Source organism: Rhizobium sp. NPDC090275 (genome assembly GCF_044772225.1).
GTDB lineage: Bacteria > Pseudomonadota > Alphaproteobacteria > Rhizobiales > Rhizobiaceae > Rhizobium.
On sequence record NZ_JBIVYL010000003.1, the window covers coordinates 390,299 to 405,880 of the forward strand.

Consider the following 15,582-nt stretch of genomic DNA (forward strand, 5'->3'; position numbering starts at 1 on the left):
GCGGCCCCTTTCGTGTTCAGGACCTCATCTGGCCGCAAACCTCAGCTGGCCAGCGCCAGCCCGCCATAGCGGCTGATCTCGCTTTCGATCTCGGCCACCAGCGTATCGAGCGCTGCGTTGCGCACCTTGCGGCCGCGACGGACCACATAAACGAGATCGGGCGGCACCGGGAAGCGGTCGGTGATGATCTGCATCTCCGGCCTGAGATGCCGCTCGTTGAGCAGTGCCACGCCCATACCCGAACTGACAGCGGCGATAATGCCCGCGGCGCTCGAGCATTCGAACACCGTCTCCAGCATGATCCCGCCATCCTGCCCGATATCGAGCGCCCAGTGGCGATAGAAGCAATCGTCATGGAAGGAGAGGAACGGCACGGACGTGCTCTGCGGCAGGAGCAGGCTCGGATGCTTCACCCAGTGCAGCGTCTCGCGAAACAGGATGACATCGGTCGGGCGCACCTCGTGGGCGAAGACCTGCACGATCGCCGCATCGAGTTCACCCTGCTCGAGCATCGCCCGCAGCACCAGGCTCATGCGCACCTGCGTGCGCACGGAAACGTCGGGATGCAGCCGGCGGAAGCGGCCGAGAATATGGGCGAGCGCGGAGCACGTCGTATCCTCCGTCAGCCCGAGCGCGATCCGCCCGGCAAGCGTCGTCTTCGACAGGCTGAGCAGAGCCTCGTCGTGCAGCCCGAGAATGCGCCCGGCATAATCCAGCAGCTCCTCGCCCTCGGTGGTAAAGGCGGTGGCGCCGGCCTTGCGGTTCAAGAGCTCGCAGCCGAGGCTCGTTTCCAGCCGCTTGATCTTGTGGCTGACGGCCGATTGCGACAGGCCAAGCGCTTCCGCCGCCCGCGTGATGCCGCCGTGATGGCGGATCGCCCAGATGGCGCGCAGCGCGTCGATCTCCAGCCGCCGGTTGTTCAGGTCGCTCATGTCACTCGGTCTCTTCGTTGCCTGCCGATCAGAGCATGCAATGTTGAGCCAGCATTTGCAAACTTCCATGACTGGTTTCGCTTGAAAGTCATGCCACGATCGAAATTTGTCATGTGCTCGCCGGCAACCAATAGCTTATGCCCTCGGTGAGACGCATGACAGGGATCACCGATGACGGACCACGCATTGACCGCCACGACCAAGCAGCAGCATCGCCTTCTATGGCCGCTGATGGCCACATTGCTCATCATCGGCTGGAGCTCCGGCTTCGTCGGCATCCGCTATGCCAGCGAGGAAGCAAGCGTCGTGCTCGTGCTCTTCTGGCGCACGCTGCTGTCCGGCCTGATCCTGCTCCCCTTCGCCCTGACCATCGGCCCGCGCATGCAGCGGAAGGCTATCGTCGGGCAAATGTGGTTCGGCGTCATGTCCGTCTTCCTCTATCTCGGCGGCTTCGCGCTGGCGATCGAGCAGCGCGTGCCCACCGGCCTTGTGGCGCTGATCTCGGACCTGCTGCCGCTCGCCATCGCCACCCTGTCGCAGCCGGTGCTGGGCGAACGCCTGAGCGGCCGCCAGTGGCTGGGTACCGCGATCGCCGTGGCGGGCGTGCTGATCGTCTCGCTCGATAGCCTGAGCTTCGGCTCGGCGCCGCTCTGGGCTTACGGATTGACCGTCGGCTCGATGCTGATCTTCGCGCTCGCCTCGGTGCTCCACAAGCGCCGCCGCGTCGGACACATGCCCGTGCATCAGAGCCTCTGCATCCACACGCTGACCGGCTCGGTGCTCTTCGGCATTTGCGCCCTGATCCAGGGCGACATCGCGCCGCCGATGACTGAGAATTTTGCCATCGGCATGGTCTGGCTGGTGCTGATCGCCACCTTCGCCGCCTATTCGGTCTATTACACCAGCCTGCGGCTCTTCCCGGTCGCCAAGGTCAGCGCCGCGATCTATCTGAGCCCACCGGTCACCATGCTCTGGGCCTGGGCGCTGTTTTCCGAGCCACTGACGCTGACGATGTTCGTCGGTCTCGGCGTCACGCTGGTCGGCGTTTTCATGACCTCGCGCGCCTGATACCTCACGCATCGTTCGCCTTGCCGTCCCTGAAATAAAGGCGCTGGATGACAGCCATGATCAGCGCCGTCGCCCAGCCGAAGATGATCCAGCCATTGACCGCTTCGAACACCGAAATCTGCCGCCACTCCTTGCCAAGCACGACATCGCCATAGCCGACCGTCGTGAAGGTGGCGGTGGAGAAATAGATCGCGTCGTCAAGCGAGGGCAGGGCGCCGATCAGATAGTAGAGAAGCGCCCAGAGGCAGATATCGAGACTGATCGGAATGAGGAGGTAGCTCACCCAGACGACGGTGGCGATCGTGGCATGGCGACCGAGATATCCCGGCTCCGCATGCCGGATCGCGCGAAGCCCGATCTCCATGAAGACGGCCTGTATGGCGACTGTGGCCGCGATCAGCGCGGTGGCGAGGAGAAAATTGACGGGCACCGGACCTCCAGCGGATGTGGGTCAATATCAATACTGCACGGCGATCTCGGCTTCGTTGCGTCTACGCGAGAGCCGGCAGAGCGGCACGTCTTCCTTGGCGCATGTCGAGCGCTGCCCTCCGCCTTCGGCATGCGCGCGACTGCCTTCGGCATGCGCCCGGCGCAGCAGCCACCGCACAAGTTCCCTCGCTTCTCGCGGCTCAAGCAGCACAGCCGTCACCCCGGCCTCGACAGGCAAACCCGTCGCCTGGTCGATGACGTCGACAAGACCAAGGCGGCCCGGCACAACCATGTACCGCACTCCGATCGCCGCTCCTGACTGCATTCCAACCACACCCCTCGCTTTCATCCCGGCCAAACTAGCAGGCACAGGACGCTACGCATTGCGCAGGATCAATCCTTCGCGGGAAAGGCAGCGATATCGGCGCAGCGTTGATCGCGCGCAATGCACGGGATCGGCCAAGCCCCTATGCTCATCCGCGCGAAAATCCGGATGGAGCCCGCCGTGCAGAACGTTCAGCGCAAACATGGGCCCCCGGGGCTGGTCGAGGCGACAATGGCCGAGCTCCGCGCCGCGCCGCTCCTGGCGCTCCTCGTCTTCGTGCCGGTCGTGATCCTGACGGACATCGCCTCGCCGGAATCGCACACGCTGCTCTTCATCCTCTCGGTGCTTGCCATCATCCCGCTCGCGGCCCTGCTCAGCCGCGCAACCGAAGCCGTCTCCGCCCGCACGGGCGACGCCGTCGGCGGCCTTTTGAATGCCACGCTCGGCAACCTCACCGAACTCGTCATATCGCTTGCCGCCTTGCAGGCCGGGCAATATCTGCTGGTCAAGGCCTCGATCGCCGGTGCCATCGTCACCAACACGCTGTTCATGCTCGGCGGCTCCTTTCTGCTCGGCGGCCTCAAGCATCACCTGCAGGAGTTCAACCGCGTCAGCGCCCGCTTCCAGGCGTCGCTGCTCTTTCTCGCCACTGTCGCGCTGTTCGTCCCCTCGCTCGTCAGCCGCGCCGACCAGGGGCCGGAGATGGTGCAGGCGCTCAGCCTCGGCCTCGCCGTGATCCTGATCGCCGTCTACGCCATGGGCATGCTGTTTTCGCTGAAGACCCACCGCGAGCTCTTCGCCAGCGTCGGCGAGGCGGAGGAGCACCACGGCGGCTGGGGGCTATCGACCAGCATCATCATCCTCGTCGTGGTGACGCTCTTCGTGGCGCTCATCAGCGAGGTCTTCGTCGGCTCGGTGCAGGCGGCGGCCGAGAAGATGGGCATGACGCCCGCCTTCGTCGGCTTCATCGTCGTGGCGCTCGTCGGTGCGGCGGCGGAAATGACTGCAGCCTTCTCGGCCGCCCGCGCCAACCGGCTCGATCTCAGCGTCGGCATCGCGCTTGGCAGCGCCTCGCAGATCGCGCTCTTCGTCGCCCCTGTCCTCGTCATCGTCAGCTATTTCATCGGCCCCGAGCCCATGTCGCTGCAGTTCTGGCCGGGCGCGGTGGCCATGATGTTCCTCGCCATGATGGCGGCGGCGCTGCTCTCCAATGGCGGGCGCGGCGCCTGGTATGTCGGCGTGCTGGCGCTCGCCGTCTACGCCATATTCGGCCTGACGCTGTTCCTGCTGCCGCCCGCCGCTTCCTAGTATCCGGCAAAGTTCGGAGACGTGCGCATCCGCGCCACATCCCGCTTCGGCGTCTCCTTGTGGACGCGGACATAGTCGCGGTTGAACTGCGAGGGGCTGTCATATCCGACGCGAAACCCCGCCTCGGCCGCCGTCATGCCCTCGACGATCATCAGCCGCCGCGCTTCCTGCAGGCGGATCTGGGTGCGAAACTGCAGCGGGCTCATCGCCATCGCGGCGCGAAAATGCTCGTAGAAGGATGACGAGCTCATCCCGGCAATATCCGCCAGTTCCTCGATCGCGAAGGGGCTCCCGAAATTGCGGCAGACATAATCCACCGCCCGGCCGATCTGGTTCAGCCGGCTCTCGCCGCTGGCGATCTGCCGGATCAGCCCGCCCTGCGGTCCCGATATCAGCCGATGCAAAATCTCCCGCTCGACAAGCGGCGCCAGCACCGGCGCATCCTCGGGCGCATCGAGAAGACCAAGCAGACGCGCCGCCGCATCGATCAGCCTTGGCGTCGTCTCGCTCACCCGCGCCGCCGCCGGGTTCTCGTCGCGTGCTGGTGTACCAGCGATCATTTCGTTCAACAGCGTGCGGTCGAACTCCAGCCGTAGGCAGAGATAGGGCGCATCGGGACTGGCCTCGATCACCGCGCCGATGACAGGCAGGTCCACGCCAACCACGAGATAATGCGCGGCATCGTAGATATAGCTGGTATCGCCGATCGTCGCCCGTTTGCGCCCCTGCGCGACAATGCAGCAGGAGGGCTTGTAGAGCGTATGCAACGGCTCGGTGGTCGCCGAGGATCGTATAACGCCGACGCGCGGCAGCACGGTGTCGAAGTTTCCATCCACGCCGGCATGGCGATCGATCAGCGCTGCGAGATCGGTAATTGTTTCCATCGCGCCAGCATCGGACGTCTCGCGCGCTTTGCCAAGAGACCATCATCCCATTTCGGAGGATCGTGCAAGAATTCCGGAAAAGCCGTCTACCGCCACCGGTGCCGGTCGCGCGATCCTGTGCCGGTCAACAGATCGCTTGAGGAGCAAGACATGACCGATATGAACAACAAGGTAGTGCTGATCACCGGCGCCAGCAGCGGCATCGGTGCCGCAACGGCCCGCGAATTGGGTCTCGCCGGTACAAAACTGGTCATCGGCGCACGCCGAACCGACCGTCTGGACGCTTTGAGCGAGGAAATCCGCGCTGCGGGCGGTGTCGTGATTTCGAGAGCGCTCGATGTCACCGACCGCGCCGACATGCAGGCCTTCGTCGACGCCGCTATTGCCGAGTTCGGCCGCGTCGACGTCCTCGTCAACAATGCCGGCGTCATGCCGCTGTCGCTGATGTCCTCGCTGAAGGTCGAGGAATGGGACCGGATGATCGACGTCAACATCAAGGGCGTGCTCTATGGCATCGCCGCCGTGCTGCCTGTCATGAACGCCCAGCAATCCGGCCAGATCATCAACGTCTCCTCCGTCGGCGGCCTCGCCGTCTCGCCGACAGCGGCGGTCTATTGCGCCACCAAATATGCGGTGCGGGCGATCTCGGATGGGCTCAGGCAGGAAAACAAGATCCTGCGCGTCACCTGTGTCTATCCTGGCGTGGTCGAATCCGAACTCGCTGAAACCATCACCGAACCCTTCGCCGCCGAAGCCATGGTCGCCTACCGCGCCGTTGCGCTGAAACCCGACGCCATCGCCCGCGCCATCCTCTACGCCATCGACCAGCCCGCCGATGTCGACGTCAACGACATCGTCGTGCGCCCGACGGCCAATGCGGGGTTGTGATCATGGTCATCCGCCAATCCCTCGCGGCGGCACTGATCACCTTTGCCGCCGCCAGCGCCTTCGCCAAGGATATCAAGATGCCAACACCTCCCGACGCGACCCACCCCTATATCGGCATGTGGATCACCGCCGACGGTCGCATCAGGCAGGAACTGCTGCCCAACGGCCGCTACGACGAAGCGCGTGGCACGGTCAAAAGTGCCTATCAGGGGCGCTACGAGGTGAGGGGACGCCACATCGATTACTGGGACGACACCGGTTTCACCGCCGACGGCGAATTCATCGACGACGTGCTTCATCATGGTGGGATGGTGTTTTATCGCGATGGGGTGCGGAAGGATTGAGAGACGCTATTCGCGAATGTTGAGCAAGTGGCACCCCCCTCTGTCCTGCCGGACATCTCCCCCACAAGGGGGGAGATTGGCTGGGGGCAGCCGCTCGTTCCACGCTCATTGTTTGGGGTAAACCTCACCGCGAATCGATCTCCCCCCTTGTGGGGGAGATGCCCGGCAGGGCAGAGGGGGGTAATGCTGGCGCGGAGCTAGCTATTTCAGCAAAGCAATGAGGTCGATCAATCACCGACCACACACGCTCCACTTACCCAGCAAACCCGACAGCCGCCGGCCGCCCAAGCGCCTTGAACACGGTGCCGACAATCCCGGCCCGATCGAGCCCGGCCTGCGCGTTCATCACCTCGGGCTTCGCCTGCTCCACCCAGAGATCCGGCATGACAAGCGAGCGCACCTTCAGCCCGTTGTCGAGCAGACCCTCGGTCGCGAGGAACTGCAGCACATGGCTGCCGAAGCCGCCAACGGCACCTTCTTCAACGGTGATCAGCATCTCGTGGTGACGCGCCAGTTGGCGGATCAGGTCGTGGTCGAGCGGCTTGGCGAAACGCGCGTCGGCGACCGTGGTCGAAAGCCCTGCGGCATCGAGGTCTTCTGCCGCCAGCATGCAGTCCGCCAGGCGCGTGCCGAAGGAGAGCAGCGCCACCTTGGTGCCTTCCTTGACGATGCGGCCCTTGCCGATCTGCAGGATTTCGCCACGCACCGGCATCTCGACGCCCACGCCTTCGCCGCGCGGATAGCGGAACGAGATCGGGCCGGCGTCATAGGCGGCGGCCGTGCGCACCATGTGCTTCAGCTCCGCCTCGTCGGCGGCGGCCATGACGACGAAGCCCGGCAACGTCGCAAGGAAAGTCGTGTCGAAGGAGCCCGCATGCGTCGGCCCGTCGGCGCCGACGAAGCCGGCGCGGTCGATCGGGAAGCGCACCGGCAGGCCCTGGATTGCCACATCGTGCACCACCTGGTCGAAGGCGCGCTGCAGGAAGGTCGAGTAGAGTGCTGTAAACGGCTTGTAGCCCTCGGCGGCAAGTCCGGCGGCGAAGGTCACGGCATGCTGCTCGGCAATGCCGACATCGAAACAGCGCGACGGAAACACGCTTGCCAGCTTGTCCAGACCCGTACCATTAGGCATGGCGGCGGTGATGCCAACGATCTTGTCGTCGAGCTCGGCTTCCTGCACCAGCGCTTCGGCAAACACATTGGTGTAGCTCGGCGCATTCGGCTTCACCTTCGCCTGCGCGCCGGTGATGACATCGAACTTGTTGACGCCGTGATACTTGTCGGCGGCAGCTTCCGCTGGCGCATAGCCCTTGCCCTTCTGCGTGACGACATGGATCAGCACCGGCCCATGCGCATTGTCGCGCACATTGCGCAGCACGGGCAGCAGATGCTCGAAGGAGTGCCCGTCGATCGGCCCGATATGATAAAAGCCCATTTCCTCGAACATGGTGCCACCGGTCACGTAGCCGCGCGCATGCTCGACGGCGCGGGTAATGGCACGATCGACCGATTTGCCGAGGTAGCTTGTCAGCTTCTTGCCGACTTCGCGCATGCCCATATAGGTGCGGCCCGAGGCGAGGCGCGCCAGGTAGGCGCTCATGGCGCCGGTCGGCGGCGCGATCGACATGTCGTTGTCGTTCAAGATGACGATCAGCCGCGCATCGAGCGCGCCGGCATTGTTGAGCGCCTCATAGGCCATGCCGGCCGACATCGCGCCGTCGCCGATCACCGCGATGACGTTGCGCTTCGAGCCGGAGAGATCTGCCGCGACAGCCATGCCGAGGCCGGCCGAGATCGAGGTCGAGGAGTGTGCTGCGCCAAAGGGGTCGTATTCGCTTTCGGCGCGGCGGGTAAAGCCCGAGAGCCCGCCTTCCTGGCGCAGCGTGCGGATGCGGTCGCGCCGGCCGGTCAGGATCTTGTGCGGATAACACTGGTGCCCGACATCGAAGATCAGCTTGTCGTCGGGCGTGTTGAAGACATTGTGGATGGCGATCGTCAGTTCGACGACGCCAAGGCCTGCGCCCAGATGTCCGCCCGTCTTCGACACCGCGTCGATCATCTCGTCGCGCACCTCGCGCGCAAGCTGCGGCAGGTCGCGATCCTCCAGCTTTCGGAGGTCGGCCGGATAAATGACCTTGTCCAGCAGCGGCGTCTTCGGCGGTTGTGTCACGGGAGGCACTCTTTCTTGTCGTTCTTGTTCTTGTCGTCTTTTCCAGGCGTTTTGGGGCACATAGCCTTTAGGCCATAAGTTGCGGTGAAAGAAGTCGATTTCAAGAACCGCAAGGATCCTTTCTAGAGGAGAACGCTACTCCGGCAAAGGGACGAATTCCTCTTCATCCCCCGGAACGATGTCGAAACGGCCGGTGCGCCACTCCTCCTTGGCCTTTTCGATGCGCTCTTTCGACGAGGAAACGAAGTTCCACCAGATGTAGCGCTTCGAGTTCAGCGCCGCTCCGCCAAACAGCATGAGATGACAGCCCTGGGCACCGCCTTCTAGCGTGATGGCGTCACCCGGACGGAATACCAGCAGCTGATCGGCCGCGAATCGGTCGCCCGCGATCACCACTTCGCCAGACAGCACATAGATCGCCCGCTCCTCATGCGCGGCGCCGAACGGGAACTTCGCGCCGGCATCGAGATTGATATCGGCATAGAGCGTGTCGGAAAACACGCTCACCGGCGAGGTCATGCCCTCGAACGCACCGATGACGACCCGCCCGCGCACCCCACGTTCGTCGATGAGCGGCATCTCGCTCTTTTCCGTATGCGCGAAGGAGGGATCGATCTCCTCCTTGTCATCGGGCAGCGCCAGCCACGTCTGCAGACCGGACATCAAAAGCGGATGGCCACGCAGATTATCCGGCGTACGCTCCGAATGCACGATGCCGCGCCCAGCCGTCATCAGGTTGATATCGCCGGGCCGGATCACCTTCTCGGTCCCGAGGCTATCGAGATGCCTGATCTCGCCATCGAAGAGATAGGTGACCGTCGACAACCCGATATGCGGATGTGGCTTCACATCCAGCGCCTCGTCCGGCTTCAAGATCGCCGGCCCCATCCGATCGAAAAAGATAAACGGCCCCACCAGCCGCCGCTGCCGGGTCGGCAGCGCTCGCCTGACCTGAAACCCGCCGATATCGCTGGTGCGCGGGATGATCAGGTTCTCGATGGCGTCGCAGGCAAAGGCATCGCCGGGGAGAGGGTCTTTGCCGGGGAAGAAGGACATTGGTGTCTCCGTTGGCGAAAGTGGGGAGTTTATCGGCTATCGTGCCCGATGACCAGAAGGCAGGCTCGGGGCGATTGACGGGCGACAGTGATCACCGACAGTATGGACCACGCAAGAGGCGAGACGATATGAGCAAGACCATCGACATGCATGTTGGCGGTTCCTTCGAAGATGCCGACAAGCGCTTCATCGGCGCATGGCAGCGCGCCGAGGCGGGCCAGCCCGTTTCCGAGGAATACCTAACCTTCGTCGATTGGGAAGTCTTCGCGCGCACGATGACGGCCAAGCAGCTCGAACTGCTCCGTTACCTACGCAGCAATCCACGGACAAGCATTTCAGGGCTGGCTAAGAGCCTGAAACGCGACTATCGCCGTGTTCATGATGACGTCGATATCTTCTCCCGCGCCGGGCTGATCGAACGCGATGCCGATGGCTTGCATGCCGACTACACGGAGATCAGCACGGTGATCGCGCTATAGAGGTTGGGAAGCGTTCCATTTCGGTCGGGCTGTATTGCGAGGAGTGTTTCGAGCCCGGCGAGCAATCGCGAAAGTGGTGAGCTTACTTGTCGGCCGCTTCGTGAGCTTCGATCGCCAACTCTATATCTCTGAGAAGTGGTTGAATATTCTTTTTAATCAGCTCCCAGATACGCGGCAGCATGACGTCTTCATAGTCGTGGCGAAGGATATTGCCGATGCCGCGTATCGCTTGCCAGTCGTGGCCGGGCAGCAGCTCTTCGGCGAAGCTGCCGAGTTTGACCGCAGCCTCCGAAATGCGCGAGATACAGCGCTCGCTCGCATCAGCAGCCATCTCGTTTGCAACGAACTCAGCGTAGGTCATGCCCTCGGTATAGGCCAGTATCTTTCGACTGTTATCGGTGATGTCGGCCAGGCGGAGCCATGGTTTGCTAGAAGGCAACTTGGCGGTCTCTTTCGATCTCTTTGGCGAGGCGAGGCTTCTCGATCGGTTCCGAGATGACGTCGACAGGCCGGCCGGTGATATCTTCAAGTCTTTCTTTGAGACGATACAGCGTCCCGAAATATCCAAAGCCGGAATGCAGGACCTCGTCCGTAAGCTCAACAATGACATCGATATCCGACTCCGCAGTCGCTTCGCCGCGAGCGACTGACCCGAACAGCGAAAGCCCAAGAACGCCCTCAGCCCTGAGCGCGTCCTCATGCTTACGAATGATCGCTATGACCTGATCCTTGTCCATATCGCCAATATAATCGACCTCTGCGACTTGGTCGAGACGCCGCCACAATCGGCCAAGCCGCTCCGCCAATCACATCGCCGTAAACCCGTTGTCGACGAACAGATGCGCTCCGTTGACGAAGCTCGACTCATCGCTGGCCAAATAAAGCGCCGCCCGCGCCACATCCTCCGGCTCGCCGATGCGTCCCTGCTGCGCCGCAATCGCAGCGTCGGAGACGTCGACGCCGAGCTTTTGCAGGTCGGCCACCTCGCGCAGGCCGTGCGGCGTGCGGATGAAGCCGGGGCAGACTGCGTTGCAGCGGATGTTGCGGTCGCGGAACTCGACGGCGATGGCGCGCGCGAACATGTGCACGGCGCCCTTGGTCGTGTCGTAGAGCACCTCCATAGGCGTCGCCGCCACCGCCGAGATCGACGAGGTGCAGACGATCGACCCGCCGCCGGCCGCAATCATCTTCGGCAGCACCGCCTTGGTCATCAGGAACATTGATCGCACGTTGACGGCATGCAGCCAGTCCCATTCCTCAAGCGTGGTTTCCAGGAACGGCTTGATGACGATCGTGCCGGCATGGTTGAAGAGCACGGTCACCGCGCCGTAGCGAGCCTCGATGTCGGAGACCGCCGCGTTCACCGCCGTTTCGTCGGACACATCGGCCGTCCAGAAATCGGCCTCGCCACCTGCGGCGCGGATATCACGCACCGTCTCAGCCGCCGCCTCGCCATTGCGATCGATGATCGCGACCTTCGCGCCCTCGGCCGCAAACAGTCTCGACGCCGCCCCGCCCATGCCGGTCGCCCCGCCCGAGACAATCGCGATCTTGCCCTTCAATCTATCTGTCATGCTCGCCGTCCCCTTTGGTGTTTCGGGGATGATAGACCGCGATCTGGGCGCTGGCCAAGAGGGTTTGCTGGGGATGTTCGTGGAGAGAGAGATGACCGCTATTAAAGGCGCCTGAGCCCATTCACTCGGGCACAGCCTTTACCTCCCTCATTCCTGTGCTTGTCACAGGAATCCAGCCGACGCGCGTCTGCGCGGCGAAAAGAGTCTATTGTGATCAAGGGCTTGATCGCGCTGGATCCCTGTGACGAGCACAGGGATGAGGGCGGAGAGTTGGATGCGCGTCGAGATTATCTTGAAGGCACCGCCGCCCTGCGCGCGCCGCTCTGACGCGTCGTCCAGCTGCTCTATACCTCAAGCCCCGTCCAGCGGCTCCACGCCCTGCGGCTTGCCCGCGCGGTCAAGCCTGATCTTCTCAATCCGGTTTTCAGCCGCCGAAAGCAGCGTCTCGCAATGCTTCTTCAGCGCTTCGCCGCGCTCGTAGATCTCGATGGACTCGTCCAGCGCCACGTCGCCGCGTTCCAGCCGGGCGACGATGCTTTCGAGTTCGGCGACAGCCTTTTCGAAAGAGAGGCCGGAAACCTCCGGCTTGGCGTTGTCGGTCATGCTCAACCCTTCATCATTCTCAAAACATGCAGCCCGGCCGATTCGGCCAAGCCCTCAAGATCATAGCCGCCTTCCAGAAGGCTGACGACCCGGTTGCCGGCACTTTTGTCGGCCACTTCGAGCAGCCGGCCGGTCGCCCAGTCGAAGTCCTCGCCAACGAGGTTGATCTGCGCCAGCGGGTCGCGGTGGTGCGCGTCGAAGCCGGCCGAGATGATGATCAGGTCGGGGCGGAAGTCGTTCAGCGCCGGCAGCACGCGGGATTTGAACGCCTCGCGGAAATGCTCGCTGCCGACATTGGGCGAAAGCGGTGCGTTGACGATCGTATCGTGCGCGCCGGTTTCGTTCTTGGCGCCGCTGCCGGGATAGAGCGGCATCTGGTGCGTCGAGCAGAACAGCACGGATGGGTCGTCCCAGAAGATGTCCTGCGTGCCGTTGCCGTGGTGCACGTCCCAATCGACGATCGCCACGCGCTCGGCGCCGTGCCTGCGCTGAGCGTGGCGGGCGGCGATGGCGGCGTTGTTGAAGAAGCAGAAGCCCATCGCCTTGGATTTCTCGGCGTGGTGGCCTGGTGGTCGCGAGGCGACGAAGACATTGTCCGCCTTGCCTGTGAAGACGTCATCCACGGCCGCCATCGCGCCACCGATCCCGGTCAGCGCTGCCTGCAGGCTTTTTGGGCTGGCATAGGTGTCGGCCTCGAGCTGGTTGATCTCGCCGTCTTCCTCCGGCACCTGCCGCATCACGGCGAAAAGATGCTCTTCGGGATGCGCCAGAAGCACGGCGTCCTCGGATGCCTGCGGCGCCTGCTGGCGGTCCAGCCGGTCGAAATGCGGATGCCCCAGCGCCACGTTCAGCGCCCGCAACCGGTCGGATCGCTCGGGGTGGCCCTCGGGCGTGATGTGTTCCAGAAAGATCGGATGTTCGTAAAGGCGGGTGCTCATGCAATCACTCTATCTGCCTGCCTCGTCATGTTCCACAGCAGATGGGGTAGGGGCTCGCGATTTCAACAATCCTGCGCTGTCATACGCCTTTCGCCTTCGTTTACATAATATTAGCAGGCGGTTATTCTTGGGGGGCTAAAGCAATTCCAGCAAAAGTGTAGCACGGTTTTGCGTTCGGAATTGCGCAATAGCAAAGGCTGAGACTGGGGGAAATCGATGAACGCTGCGATGCGCTCCAACATTGTGCAGATCCACGTGCCGTTTCGCGATGTGGACATGAACGGCCAGATGTTCCTCGGCTCCTACATCTCCTATGCAGAATCCGCTCTGGCGAAATTCTGGTCCGAGCGCCCTGATTTGGCAGACGAGCCGCTCTATGTGGCGAGCAAGATCACCTGCATCCTGCACCGGCCTCTGCGCTATGACGAAATGGTGCTGTTTACCACCGCCGTCGACAAGATCGGCGTGCGCTCCGTCGGCTTCATCATCGCGGTGGATAGTGGCGATGAGCGCGCCGCCGAGGTCGAGATCGTCTGGCAGGCGCAGACCCGCGAGGACAAGGCACCGGTCCCGCTGCCAGAGGTGACGCGGGACTGGCTCTACGGTTTCATGAACTAGGTTCTGGCTTAGCCTTTAACCGGCAGCAGCGGATAGCCGGCCATGACCGCGCGGCCGACCAGCGCCGCCACGAAGGCCTTGATCACGTCGCCGGGAATGAAGGCCATCGAGCCGGTAAACGCCGCCTTCAGGCCGATCTGCGCGGCAAAGGCAAGATAGACGATGCCGAAGGCATAGAGCACGACGATCCCGCCCATCATGGCCGCAAAGAAGAAGCCGGTCAGCTGCATGCCGGCCGCCTGGCCGTGCTTCACCAGCCGCTCGCTGATATAGCCCGTCGTGAATGCGGCGAAGACCCAGCCGATCAGGAAGCCGGTGGTGGGTGCCGCGAAAGCCGCCAGCCCGCCGCGTCCGCCGGAGAGAACAGGCAGGCCGATCGCAACAAGCACCAGCACGATCAGCACCGCCACCGTGCCGCGCCGGGCGCCGAGCACCACGCCGGCCATCATCACGCCGAGCGACTGCGCCGTGATCGGCACCGGAATGAAGCCGAGCGTGATCGGCGGCAGGATGCCGAGCGCGACGATGATGGCGGCAAACAGGGCGGACAGAACGAGGTCTCGGGTGCTCATGATGGCTCCGTGGTTCAATAGGTGCTAATCCACATGCCGCCGAATACCGCGCGCGTCAATCGCAGCCGCGATGTTATCAGCATCCTTCAGCGTCAGGATGATCAACGGCACCAGCACCGTCGATGGGCGTACCTTCAGCGCGCGCGCATGGTGCGCCTCGGCAATCGCGTGGTAGCGGCCGATGATTTCAGGCACGAATCGCACAACCAGCCCGACGGCAAGCCCGACATCGTCGGCCCGCACGAGCCCGAGCCGCTCCAGCGGCCGGGCGGCAAGCGTGATCTCGTCCATGAAGGCGGCGATCGTGGTGGTCGCGGTCACGCTCGCGGCAAACAGCATCAGCGCTGTCAGCCTGAGTAGCGCCACGACGGCGCCATGCCATGGATTGAAGGCGAGGCTGAAGACGGCGACGATCAGAATGGTGAGAAGGATCGGCTTCAAGCGCGCAAGGGCTGCACGAACCGGCATGCCGATGCCGAAGTAGGCGGCGCCGGTGGCAACGACGGCAAAGCCGAGCAGCGCGATGTTGGCGGTGGCGAATAGCGCGATGCCGAGTGCGGCAAGCACGATGAGCTTCACCCGCGCAGAGATCAGGTGCAGCCGGCTATTGCCCTCGACATAGAGCGATTGCATCAGGCCGCGAGCTCCCGGTAGCGGGCGATTGCCTCGGCGGCCGGCGCATCGGCCGCCAGTTGTCCCTGGTGGAACACCAGCACGCGCGGATAGTCGGCGATCAGCTCCAGATCGTGGGTGATGACGATGGCGCTTTCGTGCAGGCTCTCGATCAGCCCCTGCACGAGCCCGCGGTTGCGCAGGTCGAGCTGGTTGGTCGGCTCGTCGAGAATGAGAATATCGGGGCCGGTGGCGAGCACCGAGCAGAGTGCCGCCATCTGCAGTTCGCCGCCGGAAAGCTCGTGCGCTCGCCGCTCGGCCAGATGCCCGGCATTGAAGCGGTCGAGCACCTCGGTCACCCTCGCCTCGATCGCGGCCTTCGCAAGTCCGCGGCTCTTCAGCCCGAAGGCGATATCATCTCGCACGACAGGCAGGATGATCTGGTTCTGCGGCGATTGGAAGATGAAGCCGACATCGCCGAGCGCTGCCTTCTCATCCGATGTGTCGCGCCCGTTGACGATGACGCGGCCTGACGTCGGCTTGGTCAAGCCGTTGATCAGCCGCGCGAAGGTCGTCTTGCCGGAGCCGTTCAGCCCGATGATGGCGATGCGCTTTTCGGTGAGCTCCAACGTCAGCGGCTGCAGCGCAGTCCGCGACCCGTAGCTGACACCGGCGCTTTCGAAACGGATATTCACTGCGTCCCCCCTGAGGTGAAGCGCCGTTCTATAAACGAATGCGGCCGGAGGGAAGATCAAAACGCGACGCGACCTGACCCCATTGCA

The 15,582-nt window shown here is 63.4% G+C and carries 20 protein-coding genes; 6 read left to right on the plus strand and 14 right to left on the minus strand.

Annotation, left to right across the window (positions count from 1 at the left end):
- Positions 1–41 precede the first annotated feature (41 nt).
- A complete protein-coding gene (locus ACIQUB_RS09860; protein WP_113235450.1) occupies positions 42–932 on the minus strand; it encodes a LysR family transcriptional regulator in 891 nt (296 codons plus the stop codon).
- 171 nt (positions 933–1,103) lie between these two features.
- Between ACIQUB_RS09860 and ACIQUB_RS09865 the strand changes: the two genes are divergently transcribed.
- Entirely contained in the window at positions 1,104–2,000 is an 897-nt protein-coding gene (locus tag ACIQUB_RS09865; RefSeq protein WP_113235451.1) for a DMT family transporter, read from the plus strand.
- Positions 2,001–2,004: 4 nt separating this feature from the next.
- Here the strand turns inward: ACIQUB_RS09865 and ACIQUB_RS09870 are convergent, their stop codons facing one another.
- Positions 2,005–2,430: a potassium channel family protein gene (locus ACIQUB_RS09870; RefSeq protein ID WP_112982220.1), complete on the minus strand. Its 426-nt coding sequence runs from the start codon at positions 2,428–2,430 to the stop codon at positions 2,005–2,007.
- 27 nt (positions 2,431–2,457) lie between these two features.
- On the minus strand, positions 2,458–2,730 hold the full coding sequence (locus ACIQUB_RS09875; protein ID WP_162737358.1) for a hypothetical protein: 273 nt from the start codon (positions 2,728–2,730) through the stop codon (positions 2,458–2,460).
- Positions 2,731–2,985: 255 nt separating this feature from the next.
- On the opposite strand from ACIQUB_RS09875, the gene cax reads away from it, so the two are divergent.
- Positions 2,986–4,062 (plus strand): calcium/proton exchanger, encoded by a 1,077-nt coding sequence (cax, locus tag ACIQUB_RS09880; RefSeq protein WP_209233012.1) that lies wholly within the window; start codon positions 2,986–2,988, stop codon positions 4,060–4,062.
- Here cax and ACIQUB_RS09885 read toward each other — a convergent pair.
- The gene (locus ACIQUB_RS09885; protein WP_113235453.1) at positions 4,059–4,946 is read right to left on the minus strand and encodes an AraC family transcriptional regulator; all 888 of its coding nucleotides are present in this window, start codon (positions 4,944–4,946) and stop codon (positions 4,059–4,061) included. The genes cax and ACIQUB_RS09885 overlap by 4 nt on opposite strands.
- A 150-nt stretch (positions 4,947–5,096) precedes the next feature.
- On the opposite strand from ACIQUB_RS09885, the gene ACIQUB_RS09890 reads away from it, so the two are divergent.
- Together ACIQUB_RS09890 and ACIQUB_RS09895 are read left to right on the plus strand one after the other, a co-directional pair.
- Positions 5,097–5,834 carry an SDR family oxidoreductase gene (locus ACIQUB_RS09890; RefSeq protein WP_113235454.1) on the plus strand — a complete coding sequence of 246 codons (738 nt, stop codon included), beginning with the start codon at positions 5,097–5,099 and terminating at the stop codon, positions 5,832–5,834.
- Positions 5,835–5,911: 77 nt separating this feature from the next.
- A complete protein-coding gene (locus ACIQUB_RS09895; protein ID WP_402929467.1) occupies positions 5,912–6,178 on the plus strand; it encodes an Atu4866 domain-containing protein in 267 nt (88 codons plus the stop codon).
- Positions 6,179–6,431: 253 nt separating this feature from the next.
- Here the strand turns inward: ACIQUB_RS09895 and dxs are convergent, their stop codons facing one another.
- Both dxs and ACIQUB_RS09905 read right to left on the minus strand, forming a co-directional pair.
- A complete protein-coding gene (gene dxs / locus ACIQUB_RS09900; RefSeq protein ID WP_113238505.1) occupies positions 6,432–8,348 on the minus strand; it encodes a 1-deoxy-D-xylulose-5-phosphate synthase in 1,917 nt (638 codons plus the stop codon).
- Between the two features lie 135 nt (positions 8,349–8,483).
- On the minus strand, positions 8,484–9,404 hold the full coding sequence (locus tag ACIQUB_RS09905) for a pirin family protein (protein ID WP_113238478.1): 921 nt from the start codon (positions 9,402–9,404) through the stop codon (positions 8,484–8,486).
- Between the two features lie 128 nt (positions 9,405–9,532).
- On the opposite strand from ACIQUB_RS09905, the gene ACIQUB_RS09910 reads away from it, so the two are divergent.
- Complete coding sequence (locus ACIQUB_RS09910) at positions 9,533–9,883, plus strand: hypothetical protein (RefSeq protein WP_113238479.1); 351 nt, start codon at positions 9,533–9,535, stop codon at positions 9,881–9,883.
- Between the two features lie 82 nt (positions 9,884–9,965).
- Here the strand turns inward: ACIQUB_RS09910 and ACIQUB_RS09915 are convergent, their stop codons facing one another.
- The 5 genes from ACIQUB_RS09915 to ACIQUB_RS09935 all read right to left on the minus strand — a co-directional run bounded on the left by ACIQUB_RS09915 (position 9,966) and on the right by ACIQUB_RS09935 (position 12,998).
- Positions 9,966–10,322, minus strand: a complete 357-nt coding sequence (locus tag ACIQUB_RS09915) for a DUF86 domain-containing protein (RefSeq protein WP_402929361.1) — start codon at positions 10,320–10,322, stop codon at positions 9,966–9,968.
- Positions 10,312–10,689 (minus strand): nucleotidyltransferase family protein, encoded by a 378-nt coding sequence (locus ACIQUB_RS09920; protein ID WP_402929362.1) that lies wholly within the window; start codon positions 10,687–10,689, stop codon positions 10,312–10,314. Before ACIQUB_RS09920 ends, ACIQUB_RS09915 begins: the two co-directional genes overlap by 11 nt.
- Complete coding sequence (locus tag ACIQUB_RS09925) at positions 10,690–11,457, minus strand: SDR family oxidoreductase (RefSeq protein WP_113238480.1); 768 nt, start codon at positions 11,455–11,457, stop codon at positions 10,690–10,692. It abuts the gene before it with no gap.
- Positions 11,458–11,808: 351 nt separating this feature from the next.
- On the minus strand, positions 11,809–12,060 hold the full coding sequence (locus ACIQUB_RS09930; protein ID WP_047507965.1) for an exodeoxyribonuclease VII small subunit: 252 nt from the start codon (positions 12,058–12,060) through the stop codon (positions 11,809–11,811).
- A 2-nt stretch (positions 12,061–12,062) separates the two neighbouring features.
- Entirely contained in the window at positions 12,063–12,998 is a 936-nt protein-coding gene (locus ACIQUB_RS09935) for a histone deacetylase family protein (protein WP_113238481.1), read from the minus strand.
- 216 nt (positions 12,999–13,214) lie between these two features.
- Here ACIQUB_RS09935 and ACIQUB_RS09940 point away from each other — a divergent pair, with 216 nt between their 5' ends.
- Positions 13,215–13,616: a thioesterase family protein gene (locus ACIQUB_RS09940; RefSeq protein ID WP_113238482.1), complete on the plus strand. Its 402-nt coding sequence runs from the start codon at positions 13,215–13,217 to the stop codon at positions 13,614–13,616.
- Between the two features lie 8 nt (positions 13,617–13,624).
- Here the strand turns inward: ACIQUB_RS09940 and ACIQUB_RS09945 are convergent, their stop codons facing one another.
- The 3 genes from ACIQUB_RS09945 to ACIQUB_RS09955 are packed head-to-tail and all read right to left on the minus strand — an operon-like array spanning position 13,625 to position 15,495.
- Complete coding sequence (locus tag ACIQUB_RS09945) at positions 13,625–14,188, minus strand: biotin transporter BioY (RefSeq protein ID WP_047507957.1); 564 nt, start codon at positions 14,186–14,188, stop codon at positions 13,625–13,627.
- Positions 14,189–14,212: 24 nt separating this feature from the next.
- Positions 14,213–14,821, minus strand: a complete 609-nt coding sequence (locus ACIQUB_RS09950; RefSeq protein WP_113238483.1) for an energy-coupling factor transporter transmembrane protein EcfT — start codon at positions 14,819–14,821, stop codon at positions 14,213–14,215.
- Positions 14,821–15,495 carry an energy-coupling factor ABC transporter ATP-binding protein gene (locus tag ACIQUB_RS09955; protein WP_111561887.1) on the minus strand — a complete coding sequence of 225 codons (675 nt, stop codon included), beginning with the start codon at positions 15,493–15,495 and terminating at the stop codon, positions 14,821–14,823. Before ACIQUB_RS09955 ends, ACIQUB_RS09950 begins: the two co-directional genes overlap by 1 nt.
- Positions 15,496–15,582: the final 87 nt, after the last annotated feature.

Coding starts and splice junctions, on each gene's coding strand:
- ACIQUB_RS09860 (WP_113235450.1), bottom strand. CDS start 932: ATGAGCGACCTGAACAACCGGCGGCTGGAGATCGACGCGCTGCGCGCC.
- ACIQUB_RS09865 (WP_113235451.1), top strand. CDS start 1,104: ATGACGGACCACGCATTGACCGCCACGACCAAGCAGCAGCATCGCCTT.
- cax (WP_209233012.1), top strand. CDS start 2,986: ATGGCCGAGCTCCGCGCCGCGCCGCTCCTGGCGCTCCTCGTCTTCGTG.
- ACIQUB_RS09885 (WP_113235453.1), bottom strand. CDS start 4,946: ATGGAAACAATTACCGATCTCGCAGCGCTGATCGATCGCCATGCCGGC.
- ACIQUB_RS09890 (WP_113235454.1), top strand. CDS start 5,097: ATGACCGATATGAACAACAAGGTAGTGCTGATCACCGGCGCCAGCAGC.
- ACIQUB_RS09895 (WP_402929467.1), top strand. CDS start 5,912: ATGCCAACACCTCCCGACGCGACCCACCCCTATATCGGCATGTGGATC.
- ACIQUB_RS09905 (WP_113238478.1), bottom strand. CDS start 9,404: ATGTCCTTCTTCCCCGGCAAAGACCCTCTCCCCGGCGATGCCTTTGCC.
- ACIQUB_RS09910 (WP_113238479.1), top strand. CDS start 9,533: ATGAGCAAGACCATCGACATGCATGTTGGCGGTTCCTTCGAAGATGCC.
- ACIQUB_RS09925 (WP_113238480.1), bottom strand. CDS start 11,457: ATGACAGATAGATTGAAGGGCAAGATCGCGATTGTCTCGGGCGGGGCG.
- ACIQUB_RS09930 (WP_047507965.1), bottom strand. CDS start 12,060: ATGACCGACAACGCCAAGCCGGAGGTTTCCGGCCTCTCTTTCGAAAAG.
- ACIQUB_RS09935 (WP_113238481.1), bottom strand. CDS start 12,998: ATGAGCACCCGCCTTTACGAACATCCGATCTTTCTGGAACACATCACG.
- ACIQUB_RS09940 (WP_113238482.1), top strand. CDS start 13,215: ATGAACGCTGCGATGCGCTCCAACATTGTGCAGATCCACGTGCCGTTT.
- ACIQUB_RS09945 (WP_047507957.1), bottom strand. CDS start 14,188: ATGAGCACCCGAGACCTCGTTCTGTCCGCCCTGTTTGCCGCCATCATC.
- ACIQUB_RS09950 (WP_113238483.1), bottom strand. CDS start 14,821: ATGCAATCGCTCTATGTCGAGGGCAATAGCCGGCTGCACCTGATCTCT.